Origin of the sequence: Sphingopyxis sp. H053, from assembly GCF_001468225.1 — a bacterium.
GTDB lineage: Bacteria > Pseudomonadota > Alphaproteobacteria > Sphingomonadales > Sphingomonadaceae > Sphingopyxis.
The window spans coordinates 333,565-348,814 of sequence record NZ_LNRU01000003.1; the positions used below are offsets into that span (position 1 = coordinate 333,565).

Genomic DNA, 15,250 nt, shown 5'->3' on the forward strand with positions numbered 1-15,250 from the left:
CGCTAATGGAGTTTAACAATGCTGCAACGGACAAGTCTGTCTTCCAGCGCCCCCGCGGGCGCGCCCATCATCTGCGTGACCGGCCTCCGCGGTTTCCCGCATGTGATGGGTGGCATCGAAAGCCACTGCGAGGAGCTTCTCCCGCGCATCAAGGCGATCTGGCCCGATCACCGTTCGGTGGTGCTCGGCCGCGCACCCTATCTGCCCGAGCCGGTGGGCGAGCATCGCGGGGTCGAGATTGTCGGCATCCCCTGCCCGCGCTCGCAAAATCTCGAAGCGGTGGTGTCGACCCTGCTCGCGGTCCTTTCCGCCCGCAAGCGCGGCGCCGGGCTGATCCATATCCATGCCATCGGCCCCGGTTTGCTCGCGCCACTCGCCCGGCTGCTCGGTCTGAAGGTGATCGTGACGCACCATGGCACCGATTATCACCGCGCGAAATGGGGCCTCGTCGCGCGCACCGCGCTGCGCGCCGGCGAGTGGCTGGCGCTGAGCTTCGCCAATCGCGTCATCGCCGTCTCGCCCTCGCTCGCCGCGCAGCTGCGGCAGAGCTTTCCGAAACGCGCGCACGCGATCTCCTATATTCCCAACGGCACATCGGACCTGCCCGGCGATGCCGACCCGACGCTCGTGCTCGAACGGTTGGGCCTCAAGGATAATGATTTCCTCCTCGCCGTGGGCCGACTCGTCCCGGAGAAGGGCCTGCACGACCTGATCGACGCCTATGAGCGCTCGAATTGCACCGCCAAGCTGGTGATCGCCGGTTCGGCCGATCACGAGAGCGAATATGCGCGCGAACTGCTCGCACGCGCCAGCGACCGCGTGATCTTCGCCGGCGTCCAGTCACGCGCGACGCTGAAGTGTCTCTACGAGCATTGCGCGCTGTTCGTGATGCCCTCCTATCACGAAGGCCTGCCGATCGCGGCGCTAGAGGCGGCGAGTTGCGGCGCGCGGATGCTGCTGAGCGACATCCCCGCCAATCTCGACATCGCGCTCGACCGGCAGAATTATTTCCCGGTCGGCGATGTCGCGGCGCTCACCGAGCGGCTGAACGCCGATTGCGCGGATTTTCAGGTCGATCGCGACGCCGTGCGCGCGCGCTTCAGCTGGGACAAGGCGGCGGAGGATACGCTCGACGTCTATCGCGCCACGCTCGCGCAGGGCCGGACGGCGCCGCGCACGTCCAATTATTCCGACGCGGTGGAAGCTTAGGCGCCGAGCCGGGCGACGACTTTCGCCCGGTCCGCCGCATCGATCGGCCCACTGACTTCGATACCCGCACCGGTCCGCGTCGCCCGCGCGATCCGCGGGCGCCACACATTCTCCCGCCACTCCCAGCTGCGAATTCGCCAACGCCCCGGCCCGTCAGAATCGATCGCGAGCGTTGGCCGCCCGGCCTTTTCGGACCCGGACCCGTCGTCCTTTGCGGTGCATGCGCTGCCGGCGGCCGCGGCCGCGATCGAAGTCAGAAGCGTTCGTCGATCCATTTCCATATCCTATAGCTAGGGCGCCGCGATCTTTTCGGGCGCGGTCTGAAGCGCGCGCGACGTGCTGCCCCCGGCCACGCGCTTGATCATCGCCTTGCCCAGCCGCTGCCCGGGCAGCTCGACCAGTCTATAGGTCACAAAAGCAAGGGCATAGGTCACCGGCACCACGACCGCTCCGGTCAGCGCGAACCGCCCGGCGGCGCCGAGCCCGATGCCGAACTGCCCGATGACCGCCGCCGCGACCGGCTGCAGGATCAGCAGGTGGATCAGATAGGTGCCATAGGAAAGCTCGCCCAGCCAATAGAAGGGGCGGCTGCCGAGCAGGCGCGAGACCCAGCCGATCACCCCGAGCGAACGCCAATGAACCAGCGCGAAAAAGCCGAACACGAGCAGTTCGCGCACCGCGAAATGGAGCAAATCCTGGTCGCCCCCGATCGGGATCGCGGCGAGCAGCATCGCGGCGCCAAGCCGCCACCATAGCCGCGCGCGGCTCTCCCCCGGATCGGCGGCGATCAGCATGCCAGCAAGGAAAAGCTGGAGCTTCAACGGCAGGAAGGACGGCATCGGATAGTCGAGCCCGGCTGCTCCGGCGAGCAGGGCGATGGCCACACCGCCCCCCGCCGCGACCAGCGCCGCGGGGATCCAGCCGATCCGCCGCCCGAGCAGGATGAGGAAGGGAAAGAGCAGATAGAATTGCATTTCGAGCCCGAGGCTCCAGTCGGGCAACGGGGTGCGAAAGGCGTATTCGGGCAGCAATCCGAACAGGAAGGTCAGATGCATCACGATATTGGTGAGGCTCGCGTCGGTATAGCGCTCGGCCGGCTGAAGCGCTTGCCCGAGGAAGCTGTCGATCGCGACGCGGTCGGCATAGATCGACGGCCCCGCGATCAGCGCCGCCGCGAGCGTCACATAGAAAAGCGGCGCCAGCCGGAAAAAGCGGCGCGTCCAGAACACCGCCCAGGTGCCGGGCGCATCCCAGTCTTCGCTGCCCGCGCGCAGCCGGTACTGGTACATCATCAGGAAGCCCGAGAGCAGGATGAAAAGGTCCACCCCCAGATCCGGCTTGCCGATCAGCGGCAAGCGGAAACCGGTCAGGATCATCATATGCCCGATGAGCACCCAGAGGGCCGCGACGCCGCGCAGGCCGTCCAGACACTCGACTCGCCGAATGTCCATTAAATACCTCCGCAAGATCGTCCGTCGATGCTCGCCTGATAGACGCCTCGCGGCGTGAAACCCCTTTAAATCGGCCAGTTGCCCCTGCGAGACGATGAAGCGGGCGGACCTGTGTGCACTGCAACAAATGCCCGTGGTAAGCGTTCTCCCGAGGCGAATTCCGCCCGAAACTCCAGCGAGGAACCATGCTGCACCGAAAGCGGATTTTATTCGCGATCAACTCGCTCGCGGGGGGCGGCGCCGAGCGCGTCCTCGCCACGCTGCTGGCCGGATCCGTTCCCTGGCGCGCGCGCTACGACATCCATCTCGCGCTGCTCGACGACGAACCGCGCGCCTATGACGTACCAGAATGGGTCGAGGTTCATCAGCTGGATGCCCGGCACAAATTGCTGCCGAGCCTGACGCAGCTGCGCGCGCTCGTTGGACGCGTATCGCCCGATGCGACGCTCAGCTTCCTGACCCGCGCCAATATCGCCAACGCCTGGGCGATGGCGGGGCGCGGCCGGCCGTGGCTGATCAGCGAGCGGGTCAACACCAGCGCCCATCTGGGCGACGCGCGCGCCGCCAAGGCGATGGTCCGCATCGTCTATCCGCGCGCCGCGCATGTCATCGCGGTGTCCGAGGGCGTGGTCGACGATCTCGCCGCCAATTTCGGCGTCGCGCGCGTACGCATGTCCGCGATCGCCAATCCGGTCGACCATCGGCGCATCGCCGAACTGGCGGCCGAGCCGCCCGCCTTCGTGCCTGCCGATCCCTATATCGTCTCGGCCGGGCGGCTTATGCCGAACAAGAATTTTCCGCTCCTTCTGCGCGCCTATGCGCAGGCTTCGCCGCGCGAACGTCTCGTCATACTCGGCGAAGGGCCCGAGCGCGGCGCGCTTCAAGCACTCGCCGCCTCGCTTGGAATCGCCGACCGGGTCGACATGCCCGGCTTCGTCGCCAACCCCTTCGCAGTGGTTGCGCGCGCGCAAGCTTACGCGTTGCCCTCCAACGCCGAGGGCTTCCCCAACGGACTGGTCGAGGCGATGGCGTGCGGCATCCCCGTCGTCGCGACGAATTGCGCGTCGGGTCCATCCGAAATTCTGGCCGGCCGGTCGCGCGATGCGATCAGCGGCCGGATCGATGTCGATGCCGGTGCGTTGGTGCCGACCGATGACGTGGAAGCCTTTGCCGCGGCATTGGTCGACGTGCTCGCCGAGCCGCGCCGCAGCGCCTGCGGCGCGAAGGCGCGCGAGCGCTCGCTGGCTTATGGCGTCGAACAGGCGGCGGCAAATTACTGGGCGCGGATCGAGGCGGCGCTGCGCGCGCTGTCCGCCGCGTCCGAAATCGAAGACATATCAGCCTATCGTCCGGGAGTAAGTTCATGAAATGGCACATGCAGATCGCACTGGCGGGGGCGCTGATCGCTCTTGGCGGATGCGCCGGGCAAACCCCGCTCGCGGGCAGCGGCGCCGCGCCACCCCCCGCGACGGCTTTCGTCCTTTCGCCGGGCGACAAGATCAAGGTCGCAACCTATGGCGAAGAGAAGCTGACCGGCGATTTCGAGGTTTCGCCCGCCGGCACGATCGCCTTCCCACTGATCGGTGAGGTCAAGGCCGCGGGGCTCCAGACCGAAGAACTGTCCAAAGCGATCGAGGCAAAGCTCGGCGACGGCTATCTGCTTGAGCCGCAGGTTTCGGTCCAGGTCGCCAATTTCCGCCCCGTCTACATCCTCGGCGAAGTGAACAAGCCCGGCGAATATCCCTATACGCAGGGCCTCACCATCCGCGGCGCGGTCGCGAAGGCCGACGGCTTCACCTATCGTGCGAACGAAAAGCGCGTCTTCCTGAAGCGCGCGGGCGAGGCCGGCGAGCAGGAATATCCGATGAGCGCCGATTTCGCGGTGCTTCCCGGCGATACGATCCGCTTCGGCGAACGCTATTTCTGATGGATATGGCGACCGCATCGCTGACGCCCGTTCCGGCGTTCGAAGAACCCGTGTCCGACGAGACGGGAAAGCCGCATCTTCGCGGCTGTCCGGTGAGCTTCGCTAAGCTCAAGGCACTGCTCGCCGCCGATCTTTATCGCTATGCGGGACGCGTCAGCTTCGGCGCCTTCGCGAAGCATTATGCCTTCACCCCGGGCTATAAATATACGGTGCTGATGCGCACGACGGGCTGGCTCAAGCTCAAGCCCTCCAAGGCGTTCGGCCTCTATCCCTTTGCCAAATGGCTGCTGCTGCGCGCGCGCTATAAATATGGCTTCGCGATCCCCGAATATATGGAGATCGGGCCCGGCCTGTTCCTCAACCGTTTCGGCGGCTTCTATTTCCACGGCGACACGGTGCTCGGCAGCAACGTCAACATCACCCACGGCGTCGTGCTCGGCTATATGAACCGCGGCAGCCGGCGCGGTGCACCGGTGATCGGCGATCGCACCTTTCTGGGGTCGGGCGCCAAGGTAATCGGCGGCATTCATGTCGGCGCCGAGGCCGCGATCGGCGCCAACGCCGTGGTGACGAAAGACGTACCCGCGCGCGGCGTCGTCGGCGGCATCCCCGCGAAGCTGCTCTCCGACCAGGGGTCCGACGGCTATATCAACCGCCTCGCGCCGCCCGAACTGCTCGCAGCGTGCGAGGGTGCGCTTTACGGATCGCGGACAAAGCCCGGCTGACCGGGCCTTACAGGCCCGAGAAGGTCAGCCCCACCGAAACGCGATTGTCCGTGAATTCGCGGCCCGCCGTCGCGCCCCAGCTCGACTGGGTGCGCCGCTGGACGTCGAAGCGCAGCGCCATCCGCTTGCTCACGAGGTACGACGCGCTGCCGCGCCAGGTCCAGCGGTCGTCGCGCCGGTCGATATTGTTGAAGTCGCGCTTCTCGAGTTCGCCGCCCGCGCTGATGATCAGGTTGCGCAGCAACTCATAATCGGCGCGCAGCGTCATGTTGGTCGCGAGATACCCCGTCGCGCCATTGACGCCGGTTTCCTTGATGCCGCGGTCGACCGTGCCGGTGATCGTCACCAGCGGCGTCAGGAAATAGGCCAGCTCGCCGCGCACGAGGAGGCCCGAGACGTCCTCGAACTCGACCGGCCGGTAATCCTGCTGGAAATAGCCGAGCCGCAGCGCCCCGCGCGCCTTGCGGCCCAGTTCGAAACTCGCGCCGCCGGCAAGCTCGAAACCCTTGGAATCGCGCGCCGCCACCGGCCCGATGCGCTCGCGATAATCGCGCTTGTTGAGCGAGCCCGCGACGAACAGCGCGATACTCGGGCTCAGTGCATATTCGCCGACCGCCGTGCCGGTGTAAGTCGTGTGGTCGCGAAAATCCTGGTCGATCGGATCGCCGAGCGGCGTCACGCTGTTGCTGTAATTGCGGTTCTCGACATCGACCACGCCGCGCACACGCAGGCGGTTGAAGACATGCGTATAGGTCGCCGTCCCCCCGCTCAGCGTGAAGCGGACCGGCCGCGACGCCTGCGTCGGACTATCGGGCGAGACGCGTTCCTGGCTGTAGCGCCCGTTGCGCAGCGTCAGGTTCAGCGTGTCCGACTTGCTGATCGTGTAGAGCGCGCCCGCATTCACCGAATATTGCGTGGCGTTCTCGCTTGCGCGGTCGGCGTAGCGCAAGAGGTCGAGCTCGCCGTCGAGCGACAGCTTGAGCGTCGGCGAAGGCCGCACCAGCGAGACGCGCGGGCGAATGCGCAGATAGGCGTCGCCGATGCGGTCATTCTCCTGCGCATAGAGATTGTCGTCATAGCCGGCACCGATCGCCATGCGCGGCATCAGTTCGAGGACGCCGAGCTGGATCGGTTCGGGCGTATAATCGGGCCGGCGGCGTTCGAGCACACCGATATTGCGGTCGCGCCCGAAGCTGTTCTCGCTCGAAACCGATCCGAGCCCGTCGGTCGCATCCGATTGCTGGGCGAGCGCAGGCACCGCGAAACCGCAGCTGCCGAGCAGCGCAAAGGTGATCGCGCGCTTCATCGGCGGGCCAGCGTTACGAGCAGCGGCAGATGGTCCGATCCGGTGGCGGGAAACCGCCGCGCCGACACCAGTCCCCAGTCGGGTCCGGCATAAAGCTGGTCGATCGGCAGCACGGGAAAGGCGCGCGGCCAGCTAGGCAGCGCGCGCGTCATGCGGGTGAGCGGAGCGAAGGCGCGGTCCTGCTCACGCATCGCCGCGGCCCAAGGGGTCAGGTTCATGTCGCCTCCAACGATCAAGGACCCGCGTTCGATCCGTGCCAATGCACGCGCTACATCGCGCCTGCGCACCGTCTGATCGCGCGATGTCGGGCGGGGATAGTGGAGCGTCACCACGGTGAACGGATCGCCGCCGGGCTCCGTTACCCGCGCCCAGAGCATCGCGGGACCGAATTTGCGCCCCCCCGGATCCTTCAGGAAATAATCGCTGTCCACGATCGGCCAGCGCGAGAAGATCGCGAGGTCGCAGCCCGGCGGGCATTTGGTGGAAAAAGCGAAATGCTGATCCAGCGCCGCTAGCATCGGGCGGAAACTGCCATCCACCTCCTGCAGCATCACGACATCGGGCTTGGCGTCGATGATCGCCTGCGCGGTATCGGCGGGATCGCGATTGCTCTGCCAGACATTGTGGGTGAGCAGCCGGATCCGGGTCGTGCTCTTTTGCGCGGCCGGAATCGCGCGCGTCAGTTCGGGCATCACGCCAATCGCGACCGGCGTGAGGCCAACCAGGGCTGCGACGACAGCCCTGCGCAGGCGCGGCCGGGCGAGCAGCAATCCTACCAGCACCGCCACGCCAAATAGCGGCAGGAACGACGCCAGCACATCGAGCATCGGTAGCAACCCGCAAGCGAGCGACAGCCACGCGGCGAGGCTCGCCCCGCCGGCCAGCAGGGTGCCAAAGATGCGTACCAGCTTCACGCGCGGGCGCGCAGCCGGTTGCGCAGGGCATAGCTCGATTGCCGGACCGATGCGGGGATCAGCTTCGCCGCAAGCAGCAGCGCCGCGGTGCCAGCCCCCTCGGGCAGATACAGATCGCCCACCCGGATCGCCGTGCGGCCCGGATATTTCATCGCATAACGCGCATAATGCGCGATTTCCTGGTTCACGAGCCGCCGCAGCAACGCCGTCTCGCGCGTCGTCGCGCCGGCAAGCATCCCGCGCGCAGTCTCGACCAGGCAGGGTACGTCGAGCGTCGTCGTCGACTTGCTGACCTTGTTGTCGCTGTCGCGGTGAAAGACCGCGGTGACGCGCGGATCGTATCGCAGCGCTCCCTTGGCGAGCACACGCAACCACAAATCCTTGTCGCCGCCGCGCACCGCGCGCCCTTCGGGGAACAGCCCTGCCTCGAACAAAGTATCGCGCCGGATCGCGATCGCGCCGGTCCACATCGGGCATTCGCGCACTGCCAGCCAGGCGGCAAGAAAGCCGGCTAGGTCCAAGCTTTGCGGCCGCTCCAGTTCCGGCGCGATCCGCTGCGGCTGCGAACGATTCTCGAACACATGATCGAACCGCGTCGCCGCCGCACGCGCGCTCGGGTCGGCGCCTATGCCCTCGGCCAGCACCGCAAGATGGTCGGGCTGCCACAAGTCGTCGGCGTCGAGAAAAGCGATCCAGTCGCCGCGCGCCGCGCGGATGCCGATGTTGCGTCCGGCATAGCCGCCCGGCCCCGGCGTCGAGAGGTCGAGCAGCTGGATCCGCGCGTCGCCGATCGCGGCGACGATCTCGCGCCCGCTGTCGGTCGAACGATTGTCGACGACCAATATTTCGTGCGGCGGAAACGTTTGGGCAAATACGCTCTCGATCGCGGCGCGCACATGCGCGGCCTTATTATAGAGCGGCATCACCACGGAAAATCGTGGAGCGTCATGGGGAGGAGTCATCAGTCGCGTGCTGCCTTTCGTCCCCCCGCCAGATTGAGATATTCGCTCACCGCCACCCCGGCGAGTTCCAATGTCAGCCACATCACGGCCAGCCGGCGCCGGAACGACAATTCGCGTGAGATCGCCGCGCGGCGCAGCCGCCGGATTGTATCGACCGCCGTAATCCCGAGCACATGGGCAAGGCGCGGGCGCCGCCGGGTGCGATCCCAGCGCCCACCGCTCAATCGCTGCCGCTTGCGCACCAGCTCGGCGCGGCTCGCGCGCACCGGATGGCGCACCACCATCGCGGGCACATAGACAAGCGGATGACCGCTTTCGCGAATGCGCAGCGCCATCTGGCGGTCGCCGCCCGATTTGAGCGCCGCGTCGAACCCGCCGAGCGCCTTCAGCAACGCCGTCTCGCTCGCCCAATTGGCGGTCGCGCAATTGCCGCGCGCGGCGTGCGCCTGCGGAAAGCTGAACAGCCGCTCGTAATCGCCGAACACTTCGCGCTCCTGCGCGATTTCGTCGAACAGCTCGATCTTGCCGGCGAGCACGCCGAACCCCGGATTGGCGGCCGCCGCGCGCAGCACTTGCTCGAGCCAGTCGGGCGCGGGTTCGCAATCGGCGTCGGTAAACGCGATGATCGGCGCGCGGACGCGCCCGATTGCGAGGTTGCGCGCCGCATAGGAGCCCGGGCGGCGCTCTTCGAGCAGCTCGACACCCAGGTAGCTACGCGCAATCTCGCGCGTTGCGTCACTCGATCCGTTGTCGACGACGATGACCTGATAGGCCGCGCGTGGGAGCGTCTGGCGCGCGAGCGCGGCGAGACAGCGGCCCAGCACGGCTTCGCCGTTCCATACGGGTATGACGACTGCGACTTGAAACATAGATACGCCTGTCCAGTGCCCCCGCGACGGTCCAATCGGCTGCCGACGGCATGCCGGTCAACAATATGCTGCACCTGCGAAGACGAGTTGCCCCGTTGACCGGACGACCGGAGCGCCGGTGCCTTCGCTCTCAAATAATTGCCCGCTACCAAGGATCGCGTCGGCCCGTCGTTGGTTCTGAACCGCGCAGCCATGCGCAACCGCAAGCAAAAAGGCGATCCAAGTGGGTGATTCCCTACCCGAATCGGGCAAAACCACCGAAGTCCTGGTGGTGTCCCTCGAATCAGCCTCGGCGCGCCGCGCGGCCTTTGCCGCGCGCGCGGCAGACACCTCGCTTGCGTGGCGTTTCTTCGATGCCTGCACCGGCCCGGCGCCGGGGATGACGATCGACGAGCCTGCGATCCGCAGCAACAAGGGCCGGCCAATGAGCAAGGGCGAGATCGGCTGCTACGCCAGCCATTTCTCGATCTGGCAGGACATGGTCGCACGCGGCGTGCGGCAGGCGATCGTCCTCGAGGATGATACGGTGGTCGACTGGGCCTATCTCGAACCGCTCGCGCGCACCGATCTTCACGCCGAGGGCATCGATTATCTTCGGCTCTACGCCAAGCGCCCGACGTGGCAGCGCGTCGTGCGGCGCGACTTCCTCCAGCATTCGCGCGCGATCGTCGAGCTGGTCGGGCTCGCCTATGGCACGCAGGGCTATGCGATCACGCTCGAAGGGGCGCGGCGGCTCGCCGGGCATTGCCGCATCGTCCGCCGCCCGATCGATGACGAAATGGATCGGTCGTGGGCGCACGGCCTGCCCAATCTCGCGCTCTATCCCGCGCCGATCCTCGAAGCCGCGATCGTCTCGGACATTGGAAATTCGCGCTTCGGGCCGAAGGCCGATCCGCTCTATCATTCGATAAGGCAAAAGGCCTGGCGCGCTCTCGAACGCGCACGCATGCGGATGCTGAAAGCGAGACGCCTGCTTGAGCGCTGATCTTCCTGCCCGCTTCGACGACGGGTTACGCGCACGCAGCCGCAGCTCGATCGGCTGGACGATCACGCGTTTCCTGTCGGACCAGATCTTCTCGTTCGTCGTCTTCGTGATCCTCGCGCGCCTGCTCACGCGCGCCGACATCGGCGCCTTTGCGGTGATGGCGGTGACCGCCGAAGCCTTCCGTATCATCGCGACCGCGGGCCTCGTGCAGACGATCGCCCGCAAGCGCGAGATCACTCCCGCCTTCCTCGACACCATCTATCGGTCGCAGCAGGCTTTCTCTTTCCTCTCCGCCCTCTTGATCATGGCGCTGGCGCAGCCGATCGCGAACTGGATGGGCGCGCCCGATATCGCGCTGCCGCTCGCGGTGATGAGCCTCGCGCTGCCGATCTCCTCCTTCGGCGCTACCCATATGGCGCTGCGCCTGCGCGAGTTCGGGCATCGCACCACCGCGCTGCGCTCGGTGGTCGGCGGGCTGATCGGCGGCACCTGCGCGGTCGCCGCGGCCTTTGCCGGGCTCGGCCTCTGGAGCCTCGTCATCCAGCGCCTCGTGACCGAGATCGTCGGGGTCGTGCTCTCGCGCGCCTCCTATGACTGGAAACCGGGCTGGCAATTCGACTGGGTTATCCTGCGCGGCAACATCATGCTCAACGCCAGCCTGATTTATGTCCAGCTCGCATTTCTCGCTACGGTGCGCGTGCAGGAGATGGCGATCGGCGCCGGGATCGGGCTCGCCGCGGTGGGCGTCTATCGCACCGCTTGGCGCACCGTCGAGCTGATCGGCCGCGGCGCGATCCAGCCCTTCACGCAGGTCGCGGTGCAGACGCTCGCGCGGGTCAAGGACGACCCCGCCGAACTGCGCAAAGCCTATCGCTGGATGATTGCGCGCGCGTCGGCGCTCTCCTTCCCGGCGCTTGTCGGCTTCGGCGCCCTCGCGCCGGTCGCGATCCCCACCGTGTTCGGCGCCAAATGGGCCGAAGCCGGCCAGCTCGCCCAGATCTTCGCCTTCATGGCCGTGCCCTTCACGCTCAACTTCTTCGCCTCGCCCTCGCTCAGCGTGCTCGGCGCGTCGCGCAGCCTGATCTCGCTCTCGACGACGCAGCTGGTCCTCGGCGTGATCCTGACGCTCGCGGCGCTCCCTTACGGGCTTTTCGCGGTCGCCGTCTCTTACGTCGGGCGCGCCTATCTCACCTTGCCATTGCAGATCTGGCTGCTCCGCCGCGCCTCGGGCATCCGTCCGGTCGACAGCTTGCGCGCGGTCGGCGCGCCGCTCATCGCCTCGTCGGTGATGGGCGTCGCGCTCGCGATCGCGATGCGGCTGCTCGATACGCATCTGGCGGGCTGGCAATCGCTGCTGCTGCTCACCGCGATCGGCGCGCTCTTCTACGCGATCGCGCTGCTCGCCATCTCGGGCGCGTGGCGCGGCCGTTTCCTGTTCCTGTTCAAACGCTTCAGAAAGAGCCCGATATGACCAAGAAGACCGCCGACCAGCTCGTCGGCGAACTCGCCCAGCGTTTCACGCGCACGCTCGATGCTGTGATCCCCCCGGGCCCGCTCGCGCTGGTCGACTTCCCCGACCACTCCAATGTCGGCGATTCGGCGATCTGGCTCGGCGAAATGGCGTATCTGCGCAAGTCCGGCCGCCTTCCCGCCTATTATTCGGCGATCGCCGATTTCGACGACGCGGCGTGCCGCGCGGCGATCGGTGACGGGCCGATCCTGATCCACGGCGGCGGCAATATGGGGACGCTCTGGCCCAAGCATGAAGCATTCCGGCTGCACCTGCTTCGCACGCATCGCGGCCACCCGATCGTCCAGATGCCGCAGTCGCTCCACTATGCCGATCCCGCCGCCGCGGCCGAAATGGCCGAGGCGATCCGCGCGCACGGGCAATTCACCCTGCTCGTCCGCGATGCGCGCTCGCTCGCCTTTGCCGAGCAGCATTTCGATTGCGATATCCGGCTTTGCCCCGATGCCGCGCTGATGCTCGGCCGCCAGCGCCGCGACCCCGCCACCGCGCCGGTCTTCGCGCTGCTCCGCACCGATCATGAACGCGCCGCCGGCGATGCCGCGCTGCCCGCGGGGGTCGTCGCCGACGACTGGCTCGAAGAGGATGCCGGCCAGAAACGCCGCCTGCGCCTGTCGCTGGGGCTCGGCCGCCTCCTAACCCGCGATCCGATGGCGCAGCGCGCCGCGCGGCAGCAGCGTCTGGCCGACTGGCGATTCCAGCGCGGCCTTGCGATGCTGTCCACCGGCGAGCTGGTCGTCACCGACCGGCTGCACGCGCACATTCTCTCGCTGCTGCTCGACATCCCGCACGTGCTGCTCGACAACAGCTATGGCAAGGTCGCGGGCTTCGCCGATCAATGGACGGGCGATTATGCGGGGCTGATGCGCGCGACGCACCGCGCCGAAGCCTTCGACACCGCGCTGGCCTGCCGCGCCCCGCAGATCGTGGACGGCTAAGCGCCGTCCAAAGGGCGCCGCTCAATAGGCGTTGCGGTGCACGAGCACCTGCGCGGTGCGCGCCAAAATCGAAACGTCGCGCAGCAGCGACCAGCCGTGTTGATATTCCAGATCGGATTCGAGCCGGTCCAGAATATCGCGCTTGGTGTTGGTCGCCCCGCGAAACCCGCGGATCTGGGCGAGGCCCGTAATCCCGGGCTTGAGCGCGTGACGGTGCCAATATTGCCGGTCGACGCGCCAGAACAGCTCGTTCCCGGCGGTCGAGCCCAGCGCATGCGGGCGCGGCCCGACGAGGCTCATTTCGCCCGACAGCACGTTGATCAGCTGCGGCAGCTCGTCGATGCTCGTCGCGCGGATGAAGCGGCCGACGCGCGTGATCCGGTCGTCGTCGCGGCTCGCCGAACGCGCGCCATTCGCGTCGGTCGTCTCGGCGCGCATGCTGCGGAATTTCAGGATGCGAAAGATGCGGTTGCCGCGCCCCATCCGCTCCTGCCGGAAAAAGACCGGCCCCGGCGAATCGAGCTTGATCGCCAGCGCCACAATCAACAGCAGCGGCGACAGCAGGATCAGCGCCGGAATCGTCACCGCGAGGTCGAGCGCACGCTTCTTCACCCGGTTGGCGCGGTTGAGCGGCCCCCAGGACACAACCAGCGTCGTCACCCCGCCGCGCTGGCGCGTTGTGAGCGGCCCCAGCTCGGCAATCTCGGGCATCACGATCTCGCCGACGATGTTGACGCCTTTCAGCGCGCGGGCCCATTCGACCTTACGCCCGGGCGCGCAAACGATCGTCACCCGGTCGTAATCCTGCAGCACGGTGCCGAGGCGATCGAGCATATAGGGGTCGTCGAGATCGGTACGGAGCCCCGACTCGCGCGCGTCGATGATCTCGCGATCGAGGTAGGACGCGGGCAGGTTCGCATCGTCGACAATGACCAGTTCGGCGGTCATGTCGCCGAAAGCCCGGCGCACGATGCGGCAGATCAAAAGCCGCTGCGCCACCAATAGCGTCACCGCGGTCACCATGCCCATGCCGATCGCCAAACGCGGCACCTTGCCGGTGATCCGCAGCGAGAAAGCGACGAGCAGGAAGACGAACAGGGTCGTCGCGAACGACAGCAATGTCTGGCGAACGCTTTTGACCGGACGGGTCAGACAGCGCGGATTATAGGCCTGATTCTGAAAGGCGATCGCGAAATGGACGAACAGTGCGCCCAGCATCGCAGTCAACAATCCTTCCGAAATGATCCGGGGCTGCTCGATCATCAACGTCACGGCGAAGCCCACCGCGAGCGCCGCCGCGTCCAAGGCGATCAGTCCCAAACAGAGCCATATCTTGGCATCGCGCCGCGCCGCCTTCGCGAGCGGCGTTCGAATGGGTGCGCCTTGGAGCGCCAAGTCGATCTTGGTCATGGGATGGGGAGCTCCCTGGGGTTGGCTATATTGTTGCAATGCAACATGTCTTGGACGCCAGGGAATACAAGCGGGCCGCGCGGGCACGTGCCGGATACAAGATGATCCGTGCGATATGGTCCGTGCGAGCAAAACGGCTCGGGCAGCGCGGCCGCCCGAGCCATTCGCATATCAGAAGGCTGCGGTCAGGCTGGCCACCACCGCGGCGTCGGCAATCGAACCGGTCCCGTCACCGCCCTTGCTGAAATTGGGCTGCAGGCGCGCCGCCTCCGACTTGCTGATGTCGGTATCGATATAAGACACGCCCAGCGTCAGGTTGCGCCAGCTGGCGTCCATGCCGAGCGACCAGTCCCAGTAGCTCCCCGTCGGGGCGACGCTGGTGCCGTTGGGGCCGAGGCCGGGATTGCCGTCCGAATGGCCGATATGCGCCTTTGCGGTGAAGGGCGTGCCGGGAATCGCGACCGCGCCGTCGCCCCACAGATAGAGGTTATCGTCGCTCTGCCCGCGGCTGTTCGGCGCGTTCGAAACATTGGCGAGCGCATGTTGCTTGGGCGCATAGGCGGCGCCGGCGGTCAAAGTCGCCGGTCCGGCCGTTCCCGACAGTTTCACATAAGGCTCGGCGAAATCCGATTCATCGGCGCCGCCCGGGTACATGTACCAGACGAGGCCGACATCGAGCGCGGCCTTGTCGCTCAGCGGCAATTTATAACCGCCGATCAGGTCGAGTTCCATGTTCGCGCCGCTGAAAGTGCCCCAGCCGCCGAGGTTGGACGCCCAGACGCCCGCATAAAGGCCGCTTTGATGGGTCAGCGTCAGGCCGCCCTGAACGGCCATTTCCTCGTCGGACTGCGACACACCGCGGAAACGGTAATCGGACGCGATGGTCGCGGATCCCGTGATCGTGACGGATTTTGCTTCTTCATCTTGTGCGAAAGCGGCGGCCGGAGAAAGTCCCGCGAGAAGCGCGGCGGCTGAGATAATGGTCTTCATATTGTCCTCTTGAACTGGCCTCTTTCCGGAGTGGGG

The 15,250-nt window shown here is 66.6% G+C and carries 15 protein-coding genes; 7 read left to right on the forward strand and 8 right to left on the reverse strand.

The annotated features are described in order from the left end of the window. Window positions 1–18 precede the first annotated feature (18 nt). Window positions 19–1,209 (forward strand): glycosyltransferase family 4 protein, encoded by a 1,191-nt coding sequence (locus ATE70_RS07310; protein WP_058537275.1) that lies wholly within the window; start codon window positions 19–21, stop codon window positions 1,207–1,209. Here ATE70_RS07310 and ATE70_RS07315 read toward each other — a convergent pair. Beyond that, window positions 1,206–1,484, reverse strand: a complete 279-nt coding sequence (locus tag ATE70_RS07315) for a hypothetical protein (RefSeq protein ID WP_058799865.1) — start codon at window positions 1,482–1,484, stop codon at window positions 1,206–1,208. The genes ATE70_RS07310 and ATE70_RS07315 overlap by 4 nt on opposite strands. Before the next feature lie 15 nt (window positions 1,485–1,499). Then, on the reverse strand, window positions 1,500–2,660 hold the full coding sequence (locus ATE70_RS07320) for an acyltransferase family protein (RefSeq protein ID WP_058537277.1): 1,161 nt from the start codon (window positions 2,658–2,660) through the stop codon (window positions 1,500–1,502). Between the two features lie 185 nt (window positions 2,661–2,845). Here ATE70_RS07320 and ATE70_RS07325 point away from each other — a divergent pair, with 185 nt between their 5' ends. Genes ATE70_RS07325 through ATE70_RS07335 form a run of 3 tightly spaced genes read left to right on the forward strand, consistent with a single transcriptional unit; the run spans window position 2,846 to window position 5,312 of the window. Continuing rightward, a complete protein-coding gene (locus tag ATE70_RS07325; RefSeq protein ID WP_058537278.1) occupies window positions 2,846–4,027 on the forward strand; it encodes a glycosyltransferase in 1,182 nt (393 codons plus the stop codon). Then, window positions 4,024–4,587: a polysaccharide biosynthesis/export family protein gene (locus ATE70_RS07330; protein WP_058537279.1), complete on the forward strand. Its 564-nt coding sequence runs from the start codon at window positions 4,024–4,026 to the stop codon at window positions 4,585–4,587. The genes ATE70_RS07325 and ATE70_RS07330 overlap by 4 nt, the downstream gene beginning before the upstream one ends. A gap of 5 nt (window positions 4,588–4,592) precedes the next feature. Next, window positions 4,593–5,312: a serine acetyltransferase gene (locus ATE70_RS07335; protein ID WP_156419639.1), complete on the forward strand. Its 720-nt coding sequence runs from the start codon at window positions 4,593–4,595 to the stop codon at window positions 5,310–5,312. 7 nt (window positions 5,313–5,319) lie between these two features. Here the strand turns inward: ATE70_RS07335 and ATE70_RS07340 are convergent, their stop codons facing one another. From ATE70_RS07340 to ATE70_RS07355, 4 genes are read right to left on the reverse strand one after another with little or no spacing between them, the layout of a single operon-like run. Then, window positions 5,320–6,618 (reverse strand): outer membrane beta-barrel protein, encoded by a 1,299-nt coding sequence (locus ATE70_RS07340; RefSeq protein ID WP_058537280.1) that lies wholly within the window; start codon window positions 6,616–6,618, stop codon window positions 5,320–5,322. After that, on the reverse strand, window positions 6,615–7,532 hold the full coding sequence (locus ATE70_RS07345; RefSeq protein WP_058537281.1) for an endonuclease/exonuclease/phosphatase family protein: 918 nt from the start codon (window positions 7,530–7,532) through the stop codon (window positions 6,615–6,617). The genes ATE70_RS07340 and ATE70_RS07345 overlap by 4 nt, the downstream gene beginning before the upstream one ends. After that, a complete protein-coding gene (locus ATE70_RS07350; protein ID WP_058537282.1) occupies window positions 7,529–8,494 on the reverse strand; it encodes a glycosyltransferase family 2 protein in 966 nt (321 codons plus the stop codon). Before ATE70_RS07350 ends, ATE70_RS07345 begins: the two co-directional genes overlap by 4 nt. Beyond that, entirely contained in the window at window positions 8,494–9,363 is an 870-nt protein-coding gene (locus ATE70_RS07355; protein ID WP_058537283.1) for a glycosyltransferase, read from the reverse strand. Before ATE70_RS07355 ends, ATE70_RS07350 begins: the two co-directional genes overlap by 1 nt. A 223-nt stretch (window positions 9,364–9,586) precedes the next feature. Here ATE70_RS07355 and ATE70_RS07360 point away from each other — a divergent pair, with 223 nt between their 5' ends. The 3 genes from ATE70_RS07360 to ATE70_RS07370 are packed head-to-tail and all read left to right on the forward strand — an operon-like array spanning window position 9,587 to window position 12,814. Then, the gene (locus ATE70_RS07360; protein ID WP_082639666.1) at window positions 9,587–10,348 is read left to right on the forward strand and encodes a glycosyltransferase family 25 protein; all 762 of its coding nucleotides are present in this window, start codon (window positions 9,587–9,589) and stop codon (window positions 10,346–10,348) included. Then, the gene (locus ATE70_RS07365) at window positions 10,338–11,819 is read left to right on the forward strand and encodes a lipopolysaccharide biosynthesis protein (protein ID WP_058537284.1); all 1,482 of its coding nucleotides are present in this window, start codon (window positions 10,338–10,340) and stop codon (window positions 11,817–11,819) included. The genes ATE70_RS07360 and ATE70_RS07365 overlap by 11 nt, the downstream gene beginning before the upstream one ends. After that, entirely contained in the window at window positions 11,816–12,814 is a 999-nt protein-coding gene (locus ATE70_RS07370; protein ID WP_058537285.1) for a polysaccharide pyruvyl transferase family protein, read from the forward strand. Before ATE70_RS07365 ends, ATE70_RS07370 begins: the two co-directional genes overlap by 4 nt. A gap of 21 nt (window positions 12,815–12,835) precedes the next feature. On the opposite strand, the gene ATE70_RS07375 is transcribed toward ATE70_RS07370, so the two are convergent. Together ATE70_RS07375 and ATE70_RS07380 are read right to left on the reverse strand one after the other, a co-directional pair. Continuing rightward, window positions 12,836–14,224: an exopolysaccharide biosynthesis polyprenyl glycosylphosphotransferase gene (locus ATE70_RS07375; protein WP_058537286.1), complete on the reverse strand. Its 1,389-nt coding sequence runs from the start codon at window positions 14,222–14,224 to the stop codon at window positions 12,836–12,838. A gap of 171 nt (window positions 14,225–14,395) precedes the next feature. Next, window positions 14,396–15,214 carry a TorF family putative porin gene (locus ATE70_RS07380; RefSeq protein WP_058537287.1) on the reverse strand — a complete coding sequence of 273 codons (819 nt, stop codon included), beginning with the start codon at window positions 15,212–15,214 and terminating at the stop codon, window positions 14,396–14,398. Window positions 15,215–15,250 lie beyond the last annotated feature (36 nt).